Origin of the sequence: Bizionia sediminis, assembly GCF_042684585.1 — a bacterium.
GTDB classification, from domain to species: Bacteria; Bacteroidota; Bacteroidia; order Flavobacteriales; family Flavobacteriaceae; genus Algorimicrobium; species Algorimicrobium sediminis.
Genome location: NZ_JBHULS010000001.1, coordinates 140,914 through 163,357 on the forward strand (window position 1 = coordinate 140,914; position 22,444 = coordinate 163,357).

At 38.3% G+C, this 22,444-nt stretch carries 11 protein-coding genes; all 11 read right to left on the reverse strand.

What is annotated here, in order from left to right; genetic code table 11:
• Nucleotides 1-2,105: lamin tail domain-containing protein (locus tag ACFSQP_RS00590; protein ID WP_376891023.1), on the reverse strand; the 2,105-nt coding region annotated here is incomplete at its 3' end.
• 47 nt (nt 2,106-2,152) lie between these two features.
• Nucleotides 2,153-4,483 carry a T9SS type B sorting domain-containing protein gene (locus tag ACFSQP_RS00595; protein ID WP_376891024.1) on the reverse strand — a complete coding sequence of 777 codons (2,331 nt, stop codon included), beginning with the start codon at nt 4,481-4,483 and terminating at the stop codon, nt 2,153-2,155.
• 93 nt (nt 4,484-4,576) lie between these two features.
• Nucleotides 4,577-9,400 (reverse strand): T9SS type B sorting domain-containing protein, encoded by a 4,824-nt coding sequence (locus ACFSQP_RS00600; RefSeq protein WP_376891025.1) that lies wholly within the window; start codon nt 9,398-9,400, stop codon nt 4,577-4,579.
• Between the two features lie 122 nt (nt 9,401-9,522).
• Nucleotides 9,523-11,313, reverse strand: coding sequence for a T9SS type B sorting domain-containing protein (locus ACFSQP_RS00605; protein WP_376891026.1), 1,791 nt, complete (start codon nt 11,311-11,313; stop codon nt 9,523-9,525).
• A gap of 93 nt (nt 11,314-11,406) precedes the next feature.
• Complete coding sequence (locus tag ACFSQP_RS00610) at nt 11,407-13,791, reverse strand: T9SS type B sorting domain-containing protein (protein ID WP_376891027.1); 2,385 nt, start codon at nt 13,789-13,791, stop codon at nt 11,407-11,409.
• A gap of 4 nt (nt 13,792-13,795) precedes the next feature.
• A complete protein-coding gene (locus tag ACFSQP_RS00615; protein ID WP_376891028.1) occupies nt 13,796-17,173 on the reverse strand; it encodes a T9SS type B sorting domain-containing protein in 3,378 nt (1,125 codons plus the stop codon).
• Between the two features lie 26 nt (nt 17,174-17,199).
• Complete coding sequence (locus ACFSQP_RS00620; protein ID WP_376891029.1) at nt 17,200-18,027, reverse strand: ABC transporter permease; 828 nt, start codon at nt 18,025-18,027, stop codon at nt 17,200-17,202.
• A gap of 21 nt (nt 18,028-18,048) precedes the next feature.
• Nucleotides 18,049-18,945 carry an ABC transporter ATP-binding protein gene (locus ACFSQP_RS00625; protein WP_376891030.1) on the reverse strand — a complete coding sequence of 299 codons (897 nt, stop codon included), beginning with the start codon at nt 18,943-18,945 and terminating at the stop codon, nt 18,049-18,051.
• A 125-nt stretch (nt 18,946-19,070) separates the two neighbouring features.
• Nucleotides 19,071-19,586, reverse strand: a complete 516-nt coding sequence (locus ACFSQP_RS00630) for an IS1096 element passenger TnpR family protein (RefSeq protein ID WP_376891031.1) — start codon at nt 19,584-19,586, stop codon at nt 19,071-19,073.
• A 37-nt stretch (nt 19,587-19,623) separates the two neighbouring features.
• Nucleotides 19,624-20,637: a COX15/CtaA family protein gene (locus ACFSQP_RS00635; RefSeq protein WP_376891032.1), complete on the reverse strand. Its 1,014-nt coding sequence runs from the start codon at nt 20,635-20,637 to the stop codon at nt 19,624-19,626.
• A gap of 23 nt (nt 20,638-20,660) precedes the next feature.
• On the reverse strand, nt 20,661-22,121 hold the full coding sequence (locus ACFSQP_RS00640) for a CCA tRNA nucleotidyltransferase (protein WP_376891033.1): 1,461 nt from the start codon (nt 22,119-22,121) through the stop codon (nt 20,661-20,663).
• Nucleotides 22,122-22,444: the final 323 nt, after the last annotated feature.

Consider the following 22,444-nt stretch of genomic DNA (forward strand, 5'->3'; position numbering starts at 1 on the left):
TAATTACCGTTTGTTAATGCTGGCAAGGTGTAATCTGTACAAACTTCCTGATCTTGTATGGTATCTACCAAAGGCGCTCCAATAATGGTGATAGTAAAACTACTTTCGTTAAAACAGGTATTGGGTGGCGTACCAATGATATTATAAATAAAAATGGTTTGTGTGGATTGAATAACCTGACCAGGGTTTAATTGCGTGCCAGCTCCGTTGGGTGCTGTATAGTAATTACCATGGGTTAACACGGGTAAAATATATTCGGTACAAACTGTTTGATTGGCCAAAACATCAACAGGAGGCGTGCCTAAAACGCTAACCGTAAAACTAGATTCGTTAGAGCAGGTGTTAGGCGCGGTGCCGGACTCGTTATAAATATAAATAGTTTGCGTATTGGTTATAATATTCCCAGCAAAAAGCGGCGTTCCCGTTCCGTTAGTTCCTGTAAAATAATTACCGTTTGTTAATGGTGGCAAGGTGTAATCTGTACAAACTTCTTGGTCTTGTATGGTATCTACCAAAGGCGCTCCAATAATGGTAACCGTAAAACTACTTTCGTTAAAACAGGTATTGGGTGGCGTACCAATGATATTATAAATAAAAATGGTTTGTGTGGATTGAATAACCTGACCAGGGTTTAATTGCGTGCCAGCTCCGTTGGGTGCTGTATAGTAATTACCATGGGTTAACACGGGTAAAATATATTCGGTACAAACTGTTTGATTGGCCAAAACATCAACAGGAGGCGTGCCTAAAACGCTAACCGTAAAACTAGATTCGTTAAAGCAGATGTTAGGCGCGGTGCCGGACTCGTTATAAATATAAATAGTCTGGGTGCTTGTTATAATATTCCCAGCAAAAAGCGGTGTTCCCGTTCCGTTAGTTCCTGTAAAATAATTACCGTTTGTTAATGGTGGCAAGGTGTAATCTGTACAAACCTCTTGATCTTGCATGGTATCTACCGTAGAAACGAACAAAATTGTAACATCTGTAAGGTAGGTGCAATTACTTGATGAAATTTCGCAATAATACTGATTGTTATTAAAGCTCCCTGGTACATTATTTAAGGTTAGCGTATCAGTTTGTGCACCAGAATGTTGAGCGTCATTAACAACATTTACCCAGTTTCCCGAAATATCTAACATTTTCCATTGGTAGGTGTATGTCCCTGTAGCTATAGAAATAGCAAATTCAGCATCACCATTCTCGCAGGTATATTGCCAGTTTGGTTGCACATAGGACGGCGGATTATTTGTAATTGGGTCTGCTGTATGCGTGCCTAAATTGGAACATGTTTCATTTAAATTTATAGTCCAATCCGAAGGTGTGTATGTGTTGTTGGGAGCTATGGCATCGGGGTTTCTAATAATGCTGTAACCACGTTCATTTGGGGCTTCAACAACATCTATTACGGTTCCATTTTTTAATAACTTAAATTCGTCGTTATCGTTAATTCCCGTGTCTACTGTAAAATCTGCTGTTAAACCCGAGCATATAGCGCCATTACCTAACAAAATAATATACGTATCTAACGAGGCAATAGTACCGGTAATAGTATAGGTTTGACTGGGCGTTGCATTGCCAATATCGCCATAGCGTTCTATTAAGTACATGTTGTCCAGAGTTATGGTATTAGTTGTTGGGTTAAAAAGTTCTATAACCGCATAGCTTCCTGTTTCTGCATCGTACACTTCAGATATGTAGATATCGCTATCGGTACACTCCGATTTTATAAAGCCAAATTCAGTTGCTGAATTTCCCGTACAACCGCCAGAACTGGTTACAGAAATAGTGGCGCTATCATTTGTGCCAGATACGGCCCAAGCCGTAATTTCAGTATCACTAATAATATTGAAGCCATTTGGTATACCATTGAAAGCTACAGTTGCCGCGTTGGTAAAGTTGTTGCCGTAAATGGTAACCATGGTGTTTTCCCCACCTGTTAAAGGATAAAATGAAGTTATTTCGGGTGCCGGACACGGATTGGAAAAAGTGGTGTTTACATCTGGATTATGTAAACTGCCAGCAGTAAAACTGAACATGTTACTAACTGCGAAAAAAATAAGAATGGTAATAAATTGTAAAGGCTTCATGGTAGTGGAAATAGCCATCAAAAGTAGCAAATATTTAGAGACTTGAAAAATATATAGACAAGGGTTTAGCGCACTAATGAGAAATGCCCGGTATAAATTTTTCCGTTAGGAAGTGTAGCCCGGAACCAATAATCGTCTGCCCCTAAAAGCTGACCTTCGTAAGTGCCATTCCATGCAGCGTTGGCCCTGTTAAGCTGTTTTATAAGTTTGCCATACCTATTAAAAATAGCAATTTGCATTTGTGCCGTTCTCGGATTTAAACCTATGGGCCTCCACATATCATTCATGCCATCGCCATTTGGTGTGAAAAATTTTGGAAAACCTAAAACAGATATTTCTTTGGAAACAAAGCCACAGCCGTTTACATCATTTACCGTAATGCTGTGCAGGCCGGCCGAAACATTGTAAAAGGTAGGGCTGTTTTGAAAGGTTCCAAAATCTAAAGCATATTCATAGGTACCATCGCCCGAAACTGTTATTGTAACACTATTATTTGATGAGGCATCCATTATAGCAATATCCTCAATTGTTGGCAGGTTGGATGGTAAAACGCTAATAATTCTTGTACTTGCACAACCTGCTGTATTTGTAACGGTTACCGTGTAAGTACCTATGTTATTAATTTGAATTAGAGAAGTATTTTGCATTAAATCGGCTCCGTTAAAAAACCACTGGTACGAATAATTATTTGGCAGATTATCTGTAAGTCCCGCCGAAAGAGATAAAGGTAAAGGCGCCTTGTTTAAACAATAAAAAACGGTTTCATCGCTAGGTAGTTCCGGTTTTTTAGAAATATTTAAAGTAAGCGAAGTAAAAGCAAAACACTGATTATTATTTGTAATTTGAAGGTATAATACATCTAGATTAGGGCTGGTGGTGTTGCTATAACTTCCTAAAATTTCGTTTTGCTGATTTTCCAAATCATTTTGGGTCGGGTAAAAGGAAACGAAAGCCGAATTGGGCACATCGGGGTGCGCTAATACATGAGCCTCTAATTCTGAAATAGAAAAAGTTTCTACGCCATCGTTATCGGTATCGCAGGTTGAAAAAGATGCTAAATCAATAATGTTATCGGCAATATCTAATGTCACTTCCGCCACAGAAACGCAGCCATTAGCATTATTTACACGTGCATAAACAGGTTGTAAAGCTCCCGAGCTAATGTAGTTTGTTGGATTTGCAATACGGTCTGCGCCGCCTTGTTCTGCTCCAGAAAAGGTTTCATAAAAACTATTAACATCCAATTGGGTGTTACCGTTTACAATAGCTGGTTCGGCATCAAATAAATTATAGGTAGTGCGTCCGTTTAAATCCCAGTCGCATGCCACCAAAGTGGTATTACTTACTACGGGATTTGTGTCGTATTCTATGGTAACTTGGCCTGTACTTAAACACCTGCCGTCTATAATTACCTCAACTTCATAGGTACCCGCCTCTGTTACCGTGTAGGTAGGACCTGATTCGTTAGTAATTTCAAGTCCATTTCGAAACCATCTGTAGGTATTGTTTCCGGGCTGAAAGGCGTTTAGCTCAATGGTTTGGTCGGTGCAAAGTGCCGAGTTATCCGCAATTAAAAGGTCGCGACCCAAATTGGAGCGTAATTGAAAACTTCCCGCCTCAAGATAAACAGCCGAATCGTAGCGGTAATTTTGTTCGTCTGCAATAACTAATTTTACATGGTAGCGTGTGTTGGGAACGACGTTAGCCACTGCTGTTAAAATATCGGTTTGGCCATTAAAATTTATAGGTGCTTCTGGGCCGTTCCAGCTACCAAAATAACGTGGGTTTATAGGTGCGCAACTATTTGGTATTCCCGGGTGAACGGTGGTAACTTTTATGGGTGTATTGGTGTTAGGAACAACAGCAATATTGGTGTAAGACGATTGGTTTACGGGGCGGATTAAAAAGCCAAATAAATCGGAATACTGACAAGTATTGGCATTCCCTTCTTGATACTCTTCTGAAGCAAAAATATATCGGAAACTAATTTGGTCTGCTATGGCTTCAAATTCAAACTCTAGAATGGTAGCGTTTAAAGTATTGGTTTCGTTTAGGACAGTTTCTAAATCGCTATCTCCGTTCCAATTGGGTGCGTCATCATCGCTTAAAGTGGTATTTGGACCTGCTGTATTGGCTAGCCGTCCAGTTGAGAGTACAATGCCATTTTGAAATGGAAAAGAAGCATTATTCGCCTCAAAATAGCCGTAGCTTAAATCGTTGCCATTAAAATCTCCGCTAACGGCATTCGTTACAACAACGTTTGAAATACATTCGCTGTCAATTAATACCTCTTCAATAAGTTCCTGTGGTGTGTACAAACGCGCATCAACTTCTACGTTTTGTGCCCAAGTCAGGGATGTAAATAGACAGAAAAGTATAAAAAATATCGGTTTCATTTTTTGCAATTGGGCTGCAAAGATACGGAATAAGAATTGTTATTAATTCACAGCGCTTGTTGCTTTTATGATAAGTTTATGTTAAATCCTTTATTAGCGTTTTAGGGTAAAATTGCGTTTTACTTCAAAAGCGATATCGCCTTTTTTTACTTGCGCTAAAAACCAGTAGTCATCTGTAGGCATGTTTTGTCCCTTGTAGGTACCATCCCAACCAACGGAGGTGTGATTTAACGTTGTAAGCAGTTTGCCATATCGGTTAAAAATATAAACAATAGTGCCCGGTATTTGGTCTACGCCTGTAATATGCCACGTGTCATTTTGGCCATCTTGGTTTGGCGTGAAAAAGCGTGGGGCATCAATAATAACCAATTCCTTAATAGCAGATGCACAACCATTTAAGTCGATTACCTCTATGGTATGTGGCCCTAAAGAAACGTTGTAAAAAATGTTGGATTGCTGTGGTACGCCATTGTCTAAAATATACAGGTAATTGCCAATACCGCTTATGGTAACTGTAATATTGTTGGGATCGGAAAAATCTACTGTTTCTGTAAATTCTATGGTAGCCTGTTCGGACTCAATAACGTTAAAGGTAGCTGTAGTTGTGCAACCATAATCGGTTGTTACGGTTACAGAGTACATGCCAATTTCTGTGATTTCAATTTCTGATGTTCTGGCACCTGTGGACCATAAGTAGGTATCTGTTTCAAAGCCAGTATCGGCACTTACTACAAGCGGCAAATTATCTAAACATACCGTTTGATCTGGAATTTGAACAAAAGGCTTGCGTTGCACTAGGGTTAAGAAACTAGTGGTACTAAAGCAGCCAGTTGCATTATTTTGAACCCGTACATAAATGGTTTGCTCGTTAAACGCATTGTAATTTAAGTTGGCAATAGGATTGTTGTTTTCCAAGGCTTCAATCTCTAATTCAAAATATGATACGGTAAAATTAGCAGCATTCTGACTACCTAAAATAGATCTTGTTTGTTGCGATAAATCGAAAATAAGCATCCCATCAAAATCCGTATCACAAGCCTCCATATTTGGTGGTGTATTTGCTATTGGGTTTTGATTAACTGTTAACACAAATGAACTAGTAGCAAAACATCCTGTTTGGGTATTCTCGGCCCGAATATAAATAATATCGCTATTGGAACTGTAATTATAAGTGGTGTTTAAAGCATTTTCGTTGTTTTGAGCATCGGTTTCGGTGGCGAAAAAGTTGAGGTTTACATTGGGTTGGTTGCCAATAAAAGTTTCATAAGTGTCTAACAAATTAACGGTATTGTTGGGTGTCTCGCATACTGGATACGCGTTAATAGGGTTAATAGTGGGTGGTACATTAACACGTAAGTTTAATGGGACACTAACATAACAAGCCGATACGGTATTGGTAACACGGATATAAACAGTTTGCGGATTTTCAATATTATTGTAAGCCTCTGGATTGGGTATATTGTTTGTGTTGGCCTCTAAATCGGCTATGTTTTCGTGGTAGGTTACCAAAATATCGTTTTGCCTGATATTAAGCACTTCTAACTCTGCAACGGTTAAATTGAAACTGGTAGACCCATCGTTATCCGAGTCGCATTGTACCATTTCCGATGCCTGGTTAACGCGTGGTACCTGAATAACATTTAGCCCAAATTCTGCAATACCATAACAAAATGTCCCATTTTCAATTCGGGTGTAAATTTGTTGCGGATTGTTTTGGTTGGTATAATTTAAAGGCAGTGCGTTTATAGCATTGGTGGCATTTTCTAGACTATCGTAAAAAGTAATTGTTAGGTTTTCCGGACTATTTAAACTCATTTGGTCTTGGATGGCAGTGAGGTTGAATGTTTCTTGGCCATCGTTGGAAATATCGTCACATAAAAAGGTATCGGTTGGAGGTGTAAAAATAGGTAAGGAACCTACCTCTATTAAAAAGCTACTAACACCAAAGCAGGCTGTATCGGTAATATTTTCTACCCTTACATGAATGCGTTGTGGGTTTGAAGTGTTTTCATACACACTTGTTTTATCTATACTATTGGTACGGTTTAAGGCATCTTCTGGTGTCTCAAAGTAAAGCACGCGTTTGCCAACCTGATTATTTAAAATTTCGGCATCTTTATCTTGAAAAATAAAAGCGCCAATTTGATTGCCATCTGTTTCGCAATCATTAAAGTCTGAAATACTTGTAAATACGGGTAAGGTATTTACAATAACATCAAAACTTTCAACACTAAAACAGCCCGTGCTTATACGTTCAATACGGATAAATATGGTTTCTGTACCACTGTTGTAATTGGTGGTATTGTTTATTGGGTTCGTGTCGTTCTCGGCGTCTGCCAAGCTGTTGTAAAATGATAGGTTTAAATCGGTGGTGTTACTAACAATTTCAGATATTTTGGATTCTAAATTAAGGCGTGTCATACCATCTTGGTCGTCGTCGCAAATAATGGCGTTAGTTGGCTGGTTTGTTTCTGGAGCTGGTAGTACAAGTATTTCTAGGTTTTCAACATCAAAACAACCGGTAACGCTGTTGGTAACGCGCACAAATACAGTAACCGGGTTACTGGTGTTGTTGTAAAATGGTGGTAATGGATTTGTATTATCTAATGCATTTTGTTCTGTTTCAAAATAGCTTACCGTGGCATTTGGGATACTTCCAGAAACAAAGCTGTTAAAGCTGGACATGTCAATGGAGGCAAAGGTATCTGTATCCGTATCGCAATATGTGGTGGCTGGCAACGGATTTAGTATAGTAGCGGGGTCTATGAGTAATGCAATTTCAGAATTAATACTACAATCTAAATTTGCAACGGTTACATATAACGTTTGGGGCGCATTAGTAACTTGGTAAAGAATGCTTGCATCCAGAGCATTTTCATTATTTAACTGGTCTGTTTCGTTTTCGAAAAATGTTACCGTGGTGTCTTCTAATCCATTGGAAATGGTGGTAGCTATGTTTTCCAAATTAAAATCTGCAATGCCGTCATTGGATTCGTCATCGCACACCGCAAAATCTCTAATATTGGTGCTATTTGTTAGAAAATTAGCATGCAACTCGATACTGGCAATAGCTGGGCAGCCGGTAAGATTATCTACCACACGTATGTAAACAACCTGAAGTTGTGGCGTTGTGTTGGTATAGTTGGTAATATCTTCAATGGGGTTGGCCCCAGTTTGCGCATCTTCATAGGTGATGTGAAAGCTTGTAGTTACATTGTTTAAGCTATTTAAGACATCTGAAATAACACTGGATAAGTCGAAGGTTTCAAAACCATCTTCATCCTGTTCGCAAGCGTCTATAACTTGGGTTTCGTTATTAATTTGCGGACCTTCCAAAACCGTTATTTCTTGCGTGGTGGTAGTTACACAGCCTGTAAGCGCATTAACAACCCGAATAAAAACAGTATCTGTTTGAGAGCTATTGGTGTAAGGCATTTCTATAGGATTTGCTCCCGTGTCTGCATCTGTTTGATTAAAATGATAACTTACAGTATAGTCGGGATTACCGCCGGTAATGGTGTTATTATTAGCAGACAAATCAATTTGTGTCATGCCATCGCCGTTACCATCGTCGCAAACTTCTAGTGGGTCTGGTGGCGTAATGTTTGGAACTGGATTAACTAAAATATTAAAGGAGCCAAATGCTAGGCAGCCAGTATTAATGTCCAAAATGCGTACAAATATGGTTTGGGGGTTACTGGAATTTTGAAATGGCGCAGTAATAGGAAAACTACCGTCTTGGGCGTTGGTACTGTTAAAATGGTAAGAAATAGTGTAATTGCCAGGGGGTACAGCGGCAAGAACAGCGGCGTCCATTACAGATACATCTACGGTGTAGATTCCGTCGTTAGTGGGGTCGTCGCAGACCTCAAAATCGGGAATAGCTTCAGCGGCCTGTTCGGAGTTTAGGGTTACATTAATTGTATCCTCAATAGTACAAATAGTGTTATTTAGCGGAATGCTAACCGAAACAGTGTACGTTCCGGATTCGGTAACGGTTAATGTAGGACTGGTTTCACCCGGAATAGGAGCGTTATTATCCAACCATACATAAGTGGCTAAAGGGTTTTGTATATCGCCATCTAATATCAGATTATCTGCACAGGTTGTCACATCTGGACCCAAATCTACAGATGCATTAAAGCTATTACCTTCAATAAAAACAGCCGAATCGAAATTTTGATCTGTTTGGTCCGCAATTATAAGTTTAATTTGATACGGCACATTAGGTTGAATAGTAGCAGCTGCCGTAAGTACGGTTGTTCGTCCATTAAAATTAGTATCTCCTAAACTGTATCCTTCAAAATATGCTTCGTTGTCTGCGGGACAAAACCCCAAAATTTCTGGATGAATAGTGCTGGTATTTACCGGCACGTTTGTTCCAGGAACTACCGCTATATTTACATAAGGATCGGTGGAGCCAGCTTCTCTAATTAAAAAGGCAAATCCGTCAGAATAGATACATGGGTAATTATCAAAATATTCCTCGGAAGCCAAAATATAATTAAATTGAATTTGGTTGGAAACGGAAATAAAATCGAATTCGATAGTCGTGGCGTTTAGCGTGTTTGTAATACCCAAGATAGTTTCTAAATCGTTGTCTGTTCCCCAGTTTAAATCACCGTCATTTAAAGGATTGCTGTTTGTGGTATTACCTGCCGATACAGCAGCGCCTGTGGATAACAGAATACCATTTTGAAACGGGAATGCCGAATTACCACGTTCAAAATAACCAAAACTGTTTATATTGTTTACCGAACCATTAACGGCAGATTGTACATTTGAAATTTCTACACAACCACTAATAAGCCGCTCCTCAATTAGTTGCTGAACGGGTAGGCTGTCATCAATAGAAATCTGTTGCGAAAAGCTGTTGCTGGCTAAAAACAGACATGTAAAAAATAGGGCATATTTCATTCTTGTAGGGTTCAAATGGATTTTGTAGGTATCTAAAAACGAGACAAATATACGAAAAATTATAGACGAAAGACATAATTAGTCGACAAAATGCAATTATTTTTTGATACATTTAACAGTTCTTAATAGGTAACATATACCCAACCGCTAACAGGCTTGTAGTTCCCGTCGTTTAAATAAAGCACGTAAAAATAGGTGCCCACAGGAACTCTTTTTCCCCGGTGTAAACTACCTTTGTTGCTATTACCGTACCACGGCAAATTATTATGACCTTCAAAAATAAGCGTTCCCCACCGGTTATAAATAAGCAGTTGGTGCTTTTCAAAAATATCATAAAGGCCTTCTATTTGAAACCAGTCGTTAAAACCATCCTGATTGGGTGTAAAAACTTGTGGTATAATAGGGGGGCAGTTTTTAGTAATTAAATCGAATTTATAGAAATTAAAACAGGTTTCCGTGTCAACGCGGATATAAATGGTTTGTAAAGGTGCCGTATTTCTGTAGTATTCGGGTATTAAAATGTTGTTTTCAAGATTAAATAAATCGGTGGCCGTTTCATAAAAGCCAACTGATTCTATGTTTTCAACGTGTATATGCGGAAGCTGTTCGGTTAAGTTAAACACGGCACTATTAAAACCAATGTCGCAATTTTCTAGAGGGTTTAAACTAATAACTTCTGGCGGCGCCAAAAGCGTTATGGGTAGGTTGGTAGTATTGTTCCCTTCATTTAACTCTGTAACCAAGCCGGTGCCGTTACCTGTATCGTCCACGCGTATTTGTAGCGTGAAACTATCTGCAATGGTTTCCGGTATGTTTACGGTTATACTTTGTGTCTCAAACCCATTTATAGCTATCGTATTTTCGGTGGCACTTTGGGCAATTAAAGTGTTATTGGCGTAAAAGGCAATGGGTGTTGCAGGAGGCAAAATATCGGTGGCGTTATTGTTATAAATAGTGTAATTAACCTCTAGATTACGACTGGCACATGGCACATTATAGGTGTTAATTTCAACTGTGGCATCTGGTAACTGACTATTTAAGACGGTAACAATATTGTTTAAAATAATTAAATCGGCTCGTAATACACCAAAATCGTCCAAAGCACCAGTGGTTAAGGTAATGGCCACTTGTGTGTCGCCTATTGCAATGTTGTTTTCAATGGCGTAAACATCTAAATCGCCATTATAAAACGTATTGCTGCCTGTAAAGGAATTGGTGCCGTTAAAGGCATTGTTACCCGGATTTAAGGGTGGGTTGGACAGCAAATTGTTGTTAATTAAAATGGATTCGCCATAATCCAGATTGGCATCGCCTTCCCAGGCTAGAAAGCCAATTTTAGCACCATTATTATCTAAAACATTCACATCGTTTAAAACAATGGTTTTTTCAGGTACGTTTCTATTAATTATTTCAAGTCCTTGGAATAAATTTATTTGATTTATTGGTAAGTCGGCGTTTTCATAAATAACATAAATGCTCCATCCAGCAAAATTGGTTCTATTGTTACAATAACCACTATTTGAGAGCAGTGTTTCGGATATGTCTAAATCTGTAAAGGTGTACAGGCCGTTTCCATTGGTTTGTAAAAAATCGGTTATATTAACATAGCTAGAAAAATATGTTAAGGGTCCATAGGTAGGGTCGTTGTAAGTAACTTGGTAGGTGTCTTCAGCAGTCAAGAGGCTGTTATTCAAGCGGACATTAGTATCTCCCAAGCCGGAGCCAGCCCAATACAGGTAAGCTGCCACAATATTCCAGTCGGGATTTAGTGTTAATTCGGCAGCAGATTCTGTTAGAATTTCGCAGAAACTGCGGTCTAAATTATTTTCAAATGGATTGAGCGTATTGCCGATAGCCAAATAATCTACACGACCACTGTACTGCTGGAACAGTGCCATTTCTTGTGAAAACACAAAGCAGCTAGTCAGGCAAAATAAGCTAATGAAACATTTCTTTAACTGGAACATGATTTGGTGTTACAGTTTTAAATGTACAATTTTTTCTGCTTATCGTTTTAAGGTAAAATGACTTTTATACACCCGACCATCTTTTAAAATTACCGAAAACCAATAATCGTCTGTTATAGCAGGCTCCCCGTTACTAAAGCCATCCCAACCTTCGCCATTAGGATCCAGTTGCTTTATCAGTTTACCATAGCGATTAAAAATAGATACTTTTGTGTTTGGTGAAAATTGCGTGGCATCGCCTTCAATCTGCCAACGATCGTTAACCCCATCGGCATTGGGTGTGAAAAATTTTGGAAAACCAATAATTGTAAAACTAACAGATTCCAATCCGCAATTATTGGTGTCTCTTACATAAATGCGATGCATACCTGTACTTAAACCCGTAAAGGTTGGACTGTTTTGGTAAGGTCCGTCCGGGTTATCTAGCGCATATTCGTAATTTCCCAAGCCCATAACGTACACAGTGGCACTATTGTCAGTAATTTGTAAATTAGTTATGGTTGCTATGCTAGAGGCACTAACTGTTACCTCCCTTTCAGCATAACACCCATCGGGATTTTCGTCTGTTATAGTTGTGTTTAGGGCAATTCTTACCCGATACGTACCCGTATTTGTTACTGATATTTCAGGGGTAGTTTCTAATGATTCTAGCCATAAAAAACTATAATTGGATAGTGGTTCCGATAAATTACCTACGTTAATGCTAATACTGTCCTCGGTGCTGTTTTTGCAGAAAAAAACCGTTTCGTAGGGCTCTATAGCGGGCGGCAAGGTACTAATTAATTCCAAAGTGCTAATGCTAAAGCAATCTGAACTAGCTATATTCTGAAGCCTAACATAAAGTGTTTCATTACCCGATGTACTTTGGTAATTACTGGTGTTTGCGATGGCGTTAACGCGGTTTTCAGCATCGGCCCGATTATCATAAAAAGCAACGCCAATATTAGGGTTAGTTAGTATAACTTCAGGAATGGCATCCGTTAAGTTGTAATTGGGAAGATTGTTGCTGGAACTACAGGCTACTAAAGGCGCTAAATCCAAGGGTTCTGGTTGTTCAGAAATGGTTAAGCTACGGTAAACAACTTGCGTTTCGCCTTCGGTTTGAATAGTAATGGTTACAACATACTGGCCAGGTTGCGTGTACACATGGGTCGGATTTTGAACGGTTGCCGTATTGTTACTTCCAGATGCGGGATCGCCAAAATCCCAGGTTATACTGTCGATAACGGTGGATGTATCAATATTGAACTCTGTGGTATTACCAAAACAGGTGTTTCTGAATATATTCGTAGCAAAAAAATACGATTGAATAAATGGCGGTAGCCCAAATTGACTGGTGTTGCCTTCTAAATAAACGCCATTTAATTCAAAATTAGCTGCCGTTCCAAGTGTATTGGGGTTGGTAATAACAGCCAAATATTGACCATCCTTTACAGCAACGTAAATTCTGCCATCTATGGCTTGTTGCAGTGCACCAAACTGTTTACTACTTTCTTGCGCTATAATGGTGGCCGAGTTTATAATGTCCGTTTCCGTGTTTAGGGCTAAATTGTATTGGTATATGCTTGAAACATTATTGTCTCTGTCTATTTCCGAAATATATAAAATGGTACTATCTGGAGAAAATTCACAACCATAGGCGCCAATATTATCGGAGTTGTAATTCGAAATAGTTACCGGATTGGACAGAATGCCTTGCGTGGCATCGAAATCGAAAATTTGCACTTCGCTATTGGTATACGATCTAGCGGATACCACCTTTTCCCTATTGGGTGACGCTTTTAAATAGCCAATAGTTTTATTAATTGCGCCGCCATGAACCGAACCTACAGCACTAATAACAGGTGTTTGGTTAACTCCGGTTTCTGAAATTAAAAAAGATATAAATTGGTTGCTCTGCCATTTGTGGGCTATTACCCAAATACTGCGTCCGTCGGAACTTTCAATAGCTGTTATTTTTTCTGTAACAGGGCTTTCAAGAAGTATGTTTTTTTGGTCGGTAAGAGCACCTAATCCATTATCCAAACGCATATCGATTTCAGAAAATCGCAAACCATCCGTTCCCGCGCGATCATCAACCGTAAAAATATAGTAGATAAAATCATCGTTTGGTTTTGGAACAATTAAAGCCGATTGGGTAGCCGATTTGTTTCCCAGTAAACCCGTTCCATTGCGCATAACCATATGGTTGCGGTTCCAAACGGTTATACCGTCTGAATAAAACAGTAAATTTCCTAAATTATCTGAAATGGAGGAGCAGCCTTCCTCGGTATCAATTAAAGCGCCTTGTTGTGCAATGGGATAGCCAAAGCTAAAGTTTAAACTAGCGTTATTTCCGAAGTTCCAATTAGCCGCTTCATTTTGGCCGCTACTGGAAGCACTTATTAAAAGTCCTAAAAATAAAACGAGTTGCTGTAATTTCAAAATATTAGCGCTTTAGGGTAAAATGACTTCTAAAAATACGCCCGTCTTGTAATTTTACTACAAACCAATAATCGTCGTTAGGCATGAGTTCACCATTATACGTGCCATCCCAGCCGCGGCTTAAGGCACTAATTTCTGTTAAAAGTTTCCCGAAACGATTAAAAATTTGAATGCTGGTATTTGGTTGAAAAAGTGCCGATACGCCTTGTACATTCCACATATCGTTTGTGCCATCGCCATTTGGCGTAAACACTTTTGGAAAGCCTATAACTGAAACCTTTTGGCTTACTTCGCCACAGTCGTTTTTTATATCTCGAATGGTAACCGTATAAATACCTGGTTTTATATTGGTAAACACGTTACTGTTTTGGTAGGGAGCATATAGGTTGCCGTTGGCATCAAATAATGCGTACTCATATTCGCCTTCACCGGTTGCAGTAACGGTAATATTGTTATTGCTACTTAAACCATCTGTTACGCTTATATTCTGAATAGTAGCAATATCAGACGGATTTACGGTTATGGTTCTAGTTTCAGTGCAACCCGAACTATTTGTAACCGTTACGGTGTAGCTGCCAATTTCATTTACTGCTATGGTACTGGTTGTTTGTCCGGAGGACCAAGCATAACTATAATTACCAGAGGTATTACCTATTACACCCGCTTGTAAAATTATGGTTTGTGGCGCAGAATTTAAGCAATATAACAACGTTTCATCGGCCCTTAAAGTGGGCTGTTGGTTTACAATTAAAGTTACCTCTGCTATGCCATAACACGCGTTGTTGTTTTCGGCACGGGCATAAATAGTTTGATTAAATGGAATCGTATTTATAAAAGGTGAAGCTAGAGGGTTTTGCTCTAAAAGGGCGTCATTAGCGCTCGCATAAAACACCACAGGAAATGTAATGTTGTTTATGGTTTGTATGTTGGTAGCAATGGTGTCCAAATTAAATGTGTTTAAACCAGTTCCAATGGCTAAATCTTCGCAAACCCCATCTGCTACATAATCTTGAATTTGTGTAGTGCTTACCTCCAAAGAAAGCGTAGCCAAACTGTAGCAAAGGGTTTCGGTATTTATAACTTTGGCAATAACTACTTCCGGATTACTGGTGTTTTGGTAGGCATTTGCATTTAGCATAGCTGTGTCCGTTTCAGCGTTGATGGTGTTACTGTAAAAAGCAACTGTAACCATGGGGTTGCCTCCAGTTAGGGCATCAAATGCTTCATTTAAATTAAAGGTAGTTTGCCCATCTGGTGTACCATCTGTATCGCATTGTGTTAGATTGCTATTAAAGGCCTCTGGTAGCGCATTTACGGTAAGGTTAAAGGATGTCGTGCTAAAGCAGTTGGTATTTAAAACGTTTTCAACGCGTACAAAAATTTCTTCTGCAAAGGGTGTTTGGTTGTAATAGTTTGTTGGCAGCGGACTGGCACCTGTATTGGCATCTGCTTGGGAATTGTGATAACTTACATTAAAGTCGGCTGGACTTTGTGTACCTAAAACGAGGACATTAAAATCTGCTAAATTGGTGGTTATTTGGCCGTTGCTAGGGTCGCCATCCAAGTCGTCATCGCATAACACCAAATTGTTAATAGGGTTAGCGTTTGCTTGCGCAAATAGGCGTAAATTAAATGAAGTTATATCAAAACAATTTGGATTATTATCGTTTTGAATTCTTGCATAAATGGTTTGCGGGTTTTCGGTGTTTTCAAATGTACCCACAATTTCATTGCTGTTATTTTGAGCGTCTACCAAGTTTCTAAAATAGCGTATATTAAAAACGGAAGCATTTTGAGTGCCCAGAATGCTGGCATTCTGTTCGGTTAAATCGAAACTAGCTGTTTCTGTTGTACTGGAGTCGGCACAAACAGAAATGTCTGCGGCTGGATTGGCAGTAGGTACATCGTAAAATGTAACAAGCGCTTGGCCTTCTTTAGATTCGCAATCGTTGCCAGGTACTTCTATAAAAACGCTGTAATTACCTCCTGTACTAATTTCTAATTCGTTGGCTGGGGTAGGTGTTGCTATAGGATTGTTATTTTGGGTCCATGTGTATATGGCACCGGGAATAGCTTCGGCTACAAGTGTAAAAGTATCGCCAGAACATAGTGGTAACACATTTTCAACCGCTACGTTGTTGGTAATGTCAATTTTTTCAGTGAAAAAAGATGCAATAAATGGCGGTAATCCTTGTCTTGCCAAGCGGTTACTTCTGTCCGTATCTAAAAAAATAACGTTTTCTTGGTAGTTGCAACCCGTTCCTAATACATTTGGTTGCTCTATAACACTTAAATAAGGTAAGCCAGTATTGTAGGTGCTACTCTCGGTTTTGTAAATTTTGCCATCTGGTCCAAGCTGTAAAGCGCTTCTGTAGCCCTGCTTTGCCTCAAGAATCACTTGGCTGGAGTTAACAGCACTCGCTCTGTTTAAAGACACATTAAATTGCAGTAACGCACTAAAGTGGTTGTTTGGGTTGTTGTTTTCGCTAGTTGAATTGGAACTAAAATCGTTGTAAGTGCTTACATAGAGCACGTTACTATTAGAAGAAAATTCTACACCATAGGCACGATTTGCCGTGTTTAATTCGTCGTCGTTTATAATAATACGCTGCCTAAAAGTTACTTGACCCGTATTGGTGTCAAAATCGTATAAAAATAAGCCCGATTCTATGTTTGCAGAAACCAGTTTGCTTCCATCTGGAGAAAACTTTAAGTAGCCACGTCCGTTATTTGGCGAGTTCATACCAGCACTGGAAGGCGGGCCTGTAAGGGTAATACCGGAATTAGATACTTCGAAAACGTAAAACAAATCGGAGCCCGAATTGTTATTTACTTGGGTAGCTACTAAAATATTGCCAGATTCGCAGTCTTTTAAAACCGCAGCTAGTTTTTCTGTAGCAATAATGGGTACATTGTTCTCATCGCGCAATTGGGTGTTTTTAGTACTTCTTACAACACCACCCAATCCGTTATCCAAACGCATATCTACTTCAGAATACCTAAATCCTACATCTGATAAATTGTTAAAATCAGTGCTTTGGGTAAAAATGTAATACATATTTGGATCGCCTGGTTTTGGTATAATGATGGCCGATTGGGTACTTGAGGGATTACCTAGCAAGCCGCTACCATTTTGCATAACCTGATGATTTCCTGTGTAAACTGTAATACCATCTGTATAAAAAAGGAGGTTGCCGTTTTCGTCTGAAATACTGGTACAACCTTCATCGGTTTGTAATTGGCCGTCGGTTAAAGCTGTTATAACCCCAGTGGTATTGTTGAAGTTGATACCGGCAAAATCGCCAAAATACCAATTGGCAGCTTGGTATTGCGCAAAAGAAATACTTGATATAAGAAATAAAAGAATTCGAATGTTTTTCATGTGGGTATTAATATAACCCAAAGGTATTACAAATCTCGCTTCTTTAATAATCTAATGGAGAAAAACACGCAAAGGGCGGTCCAGATTACAACAATTATTATTTCGTGAAAATGCACGTCATAGTCGTAAGCTAATTCGGTTTTATCCGGGAATTTTGTTAATATAACTCGGTTAAGTGGCTGATTTATTAAATTGTAAATAGATTCCAGAGGTAAAAAGCCTTTTATTTTAAAAGCCATTTCGGTGGTTCCGAATATTTTGTAAGCACCCCAAAACACCAACCATTCTGCCAGATAGAGAACAAATAAAAAGGCCAAGGCAAAAGCAGAGCGTTTAAGAAGCAAGGCAAAAAACAAGCACAGGGTAAAAAAGCCTACTAGTTTTAAAAAATACGCCAGTAAAAATTCAGTTTCTCTAAATATAATAGCAGCCTCGGTGTAAGCGGAGTAATATAAGCCTATAAAAAAGGTGGTTACGGCTATAAGCACAGTGGCTAAAAAGGAAAAGAGTAGTATGGTATAAAATTTTGAAAGAATGAATTCCGTTTTGCTTAACCCATCTATTAAATTTTGTTTTATAGTTTTATTGCTGTATTCGTTACCTATCATGCTAACAACTACAATAGCAAAAAATAGCTTAAAATAGGAGGCACAAAAAGTACTAATATGCCAAATAATTGGAAAGTTGAAAATACCCAGTTGACCCAATTCCAGTGTAAAAAAACCGAAAAAATTTATTTTTATAGATGCTAAAATTAAGATGGTTAGTGGTAAGAGGAAGGATATAAAAATAAGGACTCTATTAGTTTTACTTAATAGTAGTTTTTGCAATTCTATTTGAATTAGTCGGCGCATAAATTAAAGTAATGTAAGACGCTATAATTGGTCGGTTATTTTTAAAAATTGTTCCTCTAAGGTTTCTTTTCGTGCCACTAAATGGTTTAATACAACACCTTGGTTAAAAAATAGCTGGTTAATATAGCCTGTGCTAACAGGTTTTTTTAAATACGCTTTTACAAGACCATTTTCTACGGTAGCAGCACCAAATATATTTTCCGCTTTCAGAATAGCCAGTATGCTTTCCTGATTATCGGCTTGTAGTTCTACATAGCCATAGGTGCTTGCCATTTGGTCCACGGGGCCGGCGTATAATTTTTTGCCCTTGTTTAAAATAACCACATGGGAGCATACCTTTTCAACTTCGTCCAACAGGTGGGAAGCTAGTAAAATAGTGGTGCCTTGGCTAGCTATTTGCTTAATAAGGCTTCTAATTTGATAAATGCCTTGAGGATCTAAACCGTTGGTTGGCTCGTCTAGAATTAGTATTTCGGGGTCGTTAAGTAGGGCAGAAGCAATAGCCAGGCGTTGTTTCATGCCCAAGGAAAAGCTTTGGAACTTACTGTTTTTACGATCCAGAAGTTTAACAAGTGCTAACTTTTCATCAATTTTAGATTCCGGAACCCCTTTTATTTTACAAACCAATTTTAGATTGTTGTAAGCCGACATGTATGGGTAAAAGTTTGGTCGTTCAATTATAGCGCCTACTTTTTTTAAAGCTTCGTGAGTGCTGTAATTTCCACCAAACCACTCAAAATGTCCAGAGGTTTTATTTACAACCTGCAGCACAATGCCCAATGTGGTGGATTTGCCACTACCATTAGGACCCAAAATTCCATAAACTTCTCCTTTTTTAATGGTAAAAGATACTTGGTTTAAAGCGGTTATAAAACCGTATTTTTTGGTGAGGTTTGAAATGCTTAAAATTGTTTCCAAATAGCGGATGTTTTAAGTTAACTAAAATTAAAACGATTGGGATGTAAGTTTGTTACACATGTTACAAAAAAAAGCATTCAAGGAGAATGCTTTTTGGTTTGTTTTTTTTATGTAGTAAGAATACTTTAATTCCAATTTTCATCGAAATTTAGATTATCATAATCGTCTATATCCAAATCGTCTTCAAATTCGTTATAGTCGTCAAAACTTTCGGCTTCAAAGTTTTTTTCGGGTGCATTATCTGGCACTTGGCCATGCACAAACATTAAATTGGGGTAGTCCACACCTTTAGCTTCGTCTGCAATTTCGGCTAGTTCCACAAAAAATGTCCACATGCTTAAAAAATCGTATACATAAATGAGTTTGGTTTTTGTTTTGTTAACCACTTCGTTTATGTTGGTTTCGCTCATTAATTTCACGGCATCTGGACCGTCGTTCATGTTAAATAACGAAATTTCTTCACCTTGATTCCATTCATCGTCAGAAACATAAAAAGAAGCCATTTCCATACCGTCAAAACCAAACGATTGCGTTATGGTATTGTGTAGGTCTTCTAATGTATCGTTTTCGCGTATTTCTATATCGCGAAACACATCGTCTTCACTGTCGTTATCTAGTACTATTCGAAATCTGTATATCATAAATTATAAGTAAACCGCAAAGGTATGTTTTTTATTATTATTTGCTAAAGCGGTGCAATGTAAATGTCATGCCAGCAATTAGGAAAAAGGCACCAATATGGTGTAATATTCCTAACCACAGCGGAACCGCGTAAATAATAGTAAGGACACCAATTAAAAACTGAAAACCAACTAAAATAAGTAAGGTGTTTATGGCTTTTTGCTGGAGCATTGTTAAGGGTAATTCGCGGGCCTTAAACCATAATACAAAAATTGATGCAACCACAAAATAGGCTAGGGTTCTGTGTATAAATTGAATCCCGCTTGGGTTTTCTATTAAATTTTTATAGAAGGGTTCTAAAATATAAACCGTTTCATGCATAAATTTACCTTCGTTCATTAAGGGCCAGTGGTTGTGTAAAAGTCCGGCTTTTAGTCCGGCAACAAACCCACCGTAAACAATTTGTACGATAAGTAATATGTAGCTACCAATTACCCAGTTACGGAAGTTTTTATTAATGGTTTTTTTCTCAGGGTAAATTAAGTCCAATGCCACCCATAGGGTTGCCGCAAAGGTTAAAAAAGCAGTAGTTAAATGAGCTGCTAATCTAAAATGACTTACATCTGGCATGTCTACCAAACCACTTTTTACCATATACCAGCCTAAAAAGCCCTGAAAAGCCCCAAGGGCCAGAAGCACCAAACATTTTTTTATGGTACTGGCGGTGAGGCGTTTTTTTATGAGAAAGTAAATAAATGGGATAATAAAAACCAAGCCAATTACCCTGCCAATTACCCGGTGAAACCACTCCCAGAAATAAATATCCTTAAAATCTTCTAAAGTAAAGTGGTAATGTAGTTTCTGAAATTCTGGATACTGTTGGTAAACCTCAAAAGCTTCCTGCCATTCGGCTTCGTTTAAAGGAGGGATGGTACCTGTTATGAGGCGGTAATCCGTCATAGACAAACCAGAATCTGTTAATCGGGTAATGCCGCCAACTACCACCATTATAAAAATAAGGATGCATCCTGTAAGCAGCCAGTACACTACTGTTTTGTTATCTTTTTTCATAATTTATGCAATTTTTAAAAATCCTAATTTTCTTTTTCCTTTTCTATTTCTTTCGGGTCCTTTATATTCGAACTAATCTGCAGGCCTAATTTGTCGCCAATTTGTAACATAAGTTTGAAAGCAGCTTCATAATTATTGGGTATGTCGCCGTCTAGAATAGCTTCTTTAATGGTTTCTTTAATTATGCCAATTTCTTTGGAAGGCTGGATGTTAAAAGTGGTCATTATGTCTTCGCCAGTTATTGGAGGCTGAAAATTTCTAACCTGATCTCGCGCTTCTACCTCTATAATTTTATGTCGCACACGTTTAAAATTATTGTGGTATTTTTTAAATTTAGCTGGGTTTTTTGTTGTTATATCTGCTTCACACAAAGTCATTAAATCGTCCACATAGTCGCCGGCATCAAAAACCAATCTTCTAACAGCCGAGTCGGTTACTAAATTTCCAGACAATGCAATAGGTCTGGAGCTCATAAACACCATTTTTTGAACGAATTTCATTTTATCATTCAATGGCATTTTCAACCTTTTAAAAAGTTTGTAAACCATTTTAGAACCTTCAAACTCATGGGCATGAAAGGTCCAACCGTTTTTTTTATGAAAACGTTTGGTAGGGGCTTTTCCAATATCATGGAGCAATGCTGCCCAGCGTAGCCACACATTATCGGTGTTTTTCGAAATATTATCAACCACCTCCAAGGTGTGATAAAAATTATCCTTGTGGCGTTGCCCTTCCTTTTCGTCAATACCTTTTAGGGCGGTGAGTTCGGGTAAAATATGGTCTAATAATCCTGTTTTTTCTAACAGTAAAAAGCCGATGGATGGTTTTGGCGATTCTAAAATTTTATTCAGTTCAACAACAATACGTTCGTTGGTAATAATCTCTATTCTATGATTGTTTTTGGTAATAGCATCCAAGGATTCTTTTTCAATAGTAAAACCTAATTGGGTAGCAAAACGAATGGCACGCATCATGCGCAACGGATCATCGCTATAGGTAATTGTTGGGTTTAATGGTGTACGGATTATTTTATTTTCCAGATCTTGAACACCTTGAAACGGATCTAATAAATCACCAAAATTAGTAGTATTTAAACTTAAGGCTAACGCATTTATGGTAAAATCGCGACGGTTTTGGTCATCCTTCAATGTGCCATTTTCTACAACAGGATTCCGGCTATTTTCATGGTAGCTTTCTTTACGCGCGCCTACAAATTCAATTTCAACATCTTCAAAACGTAACATAGCCGTGCCATAGGTTTTAAATATTTGAACTTTTGGTTTATTGGGCAGGTTTTTGGCTACCTGTCTGGCTAATTCAATACCACTGCCAATGGCTACCACATCAATATCTTTCGGATTACCACGGTTTAGAAGAAAATCGCGTACAAAACCACCAATGACATAGGCATCTATCTGCAGCTCTGTGGCAGATTTTAAAATTATTTTAAATAGCTGATGGTCTAATGCGTTTTTGTAATTCATTTGTTTCAAATTTCCTGCCCACTAAAGGGGTAGACTGTGCTTCAGTAATATAAACCCAAACTTATTTTGCGAATTTTGGTACTTGAAATCTTATGTGTAATACCAAATAACCATCAGTATTCCATTTAAAAGTATCGTAATTTAGATACCTGGTTTGCTGCTGATATTTTGGTTTTGCAAATTTACAACATAGTCTACATCTTTTAAAATGTCTGCATGTATTTATTTGAATGATTTTGAAGTAAAATTATCACAGCTATAGCTCTAATTTTAGTTAGTATGTTTTATCGATTTAAAACAGCTAACTAGCCTGAACACGGTGT

Excerpts from the sequence above, each read along its gene's own strand:
- ACFSQP_RS00620 (WP_376891029.1), bottom strand. The coding sequence starts at position 18,027 with ATGCGCCGACTAATTCAAATAGAATTGCAAAAACTACTATTAAGTAAA.
- ACFSQP_RS00600 (WP_376891025.1), bottom strand. The coding sequence starts at position 9,400 with ATGAAATATGCCCTATTTTTTACATGTCTGTTTTTAGCCAGCAACAGC.
- ACFSQP_RS00640 (WP_376891033.1), bottom strand. The coding sequence starts at position 22,121 with ATGAATTACAAAAACGCATTAGACCATCAGCTATTTAAAATAATTTTA.
- ACFSQP_RS00630 (WP_376891031.1), bottom strand. The coding sequence starts at position 19,586 with ATGATATACAGATTTCGAATAGTACTAGATAACGACAGTGAAGACGAT.
- ACFSQP_RS00595 (WP_376891024.1), bottom strand. The coding sequence starts at position 4,483 with ATGAAACCGATATTTTTTATACTTTTCTGTCTATTTACATCCCTGACT.
- ACFSQP_RS00635 (WP_376891032.1), bottom strand. The coding sequence starts at position 20,637 with ATGAAAAAAGATAACAAAACAGTAGTGTACTGGCTGCTTACAGGATGC.
- ACFSQP_RS00615 (WP_376891028.1), bottom strand. The coding sequence starts at position 17,173 with ATGAAAAACATTCGAATTCTTTTATTTCTTATATCAAGTATTTCTTTT.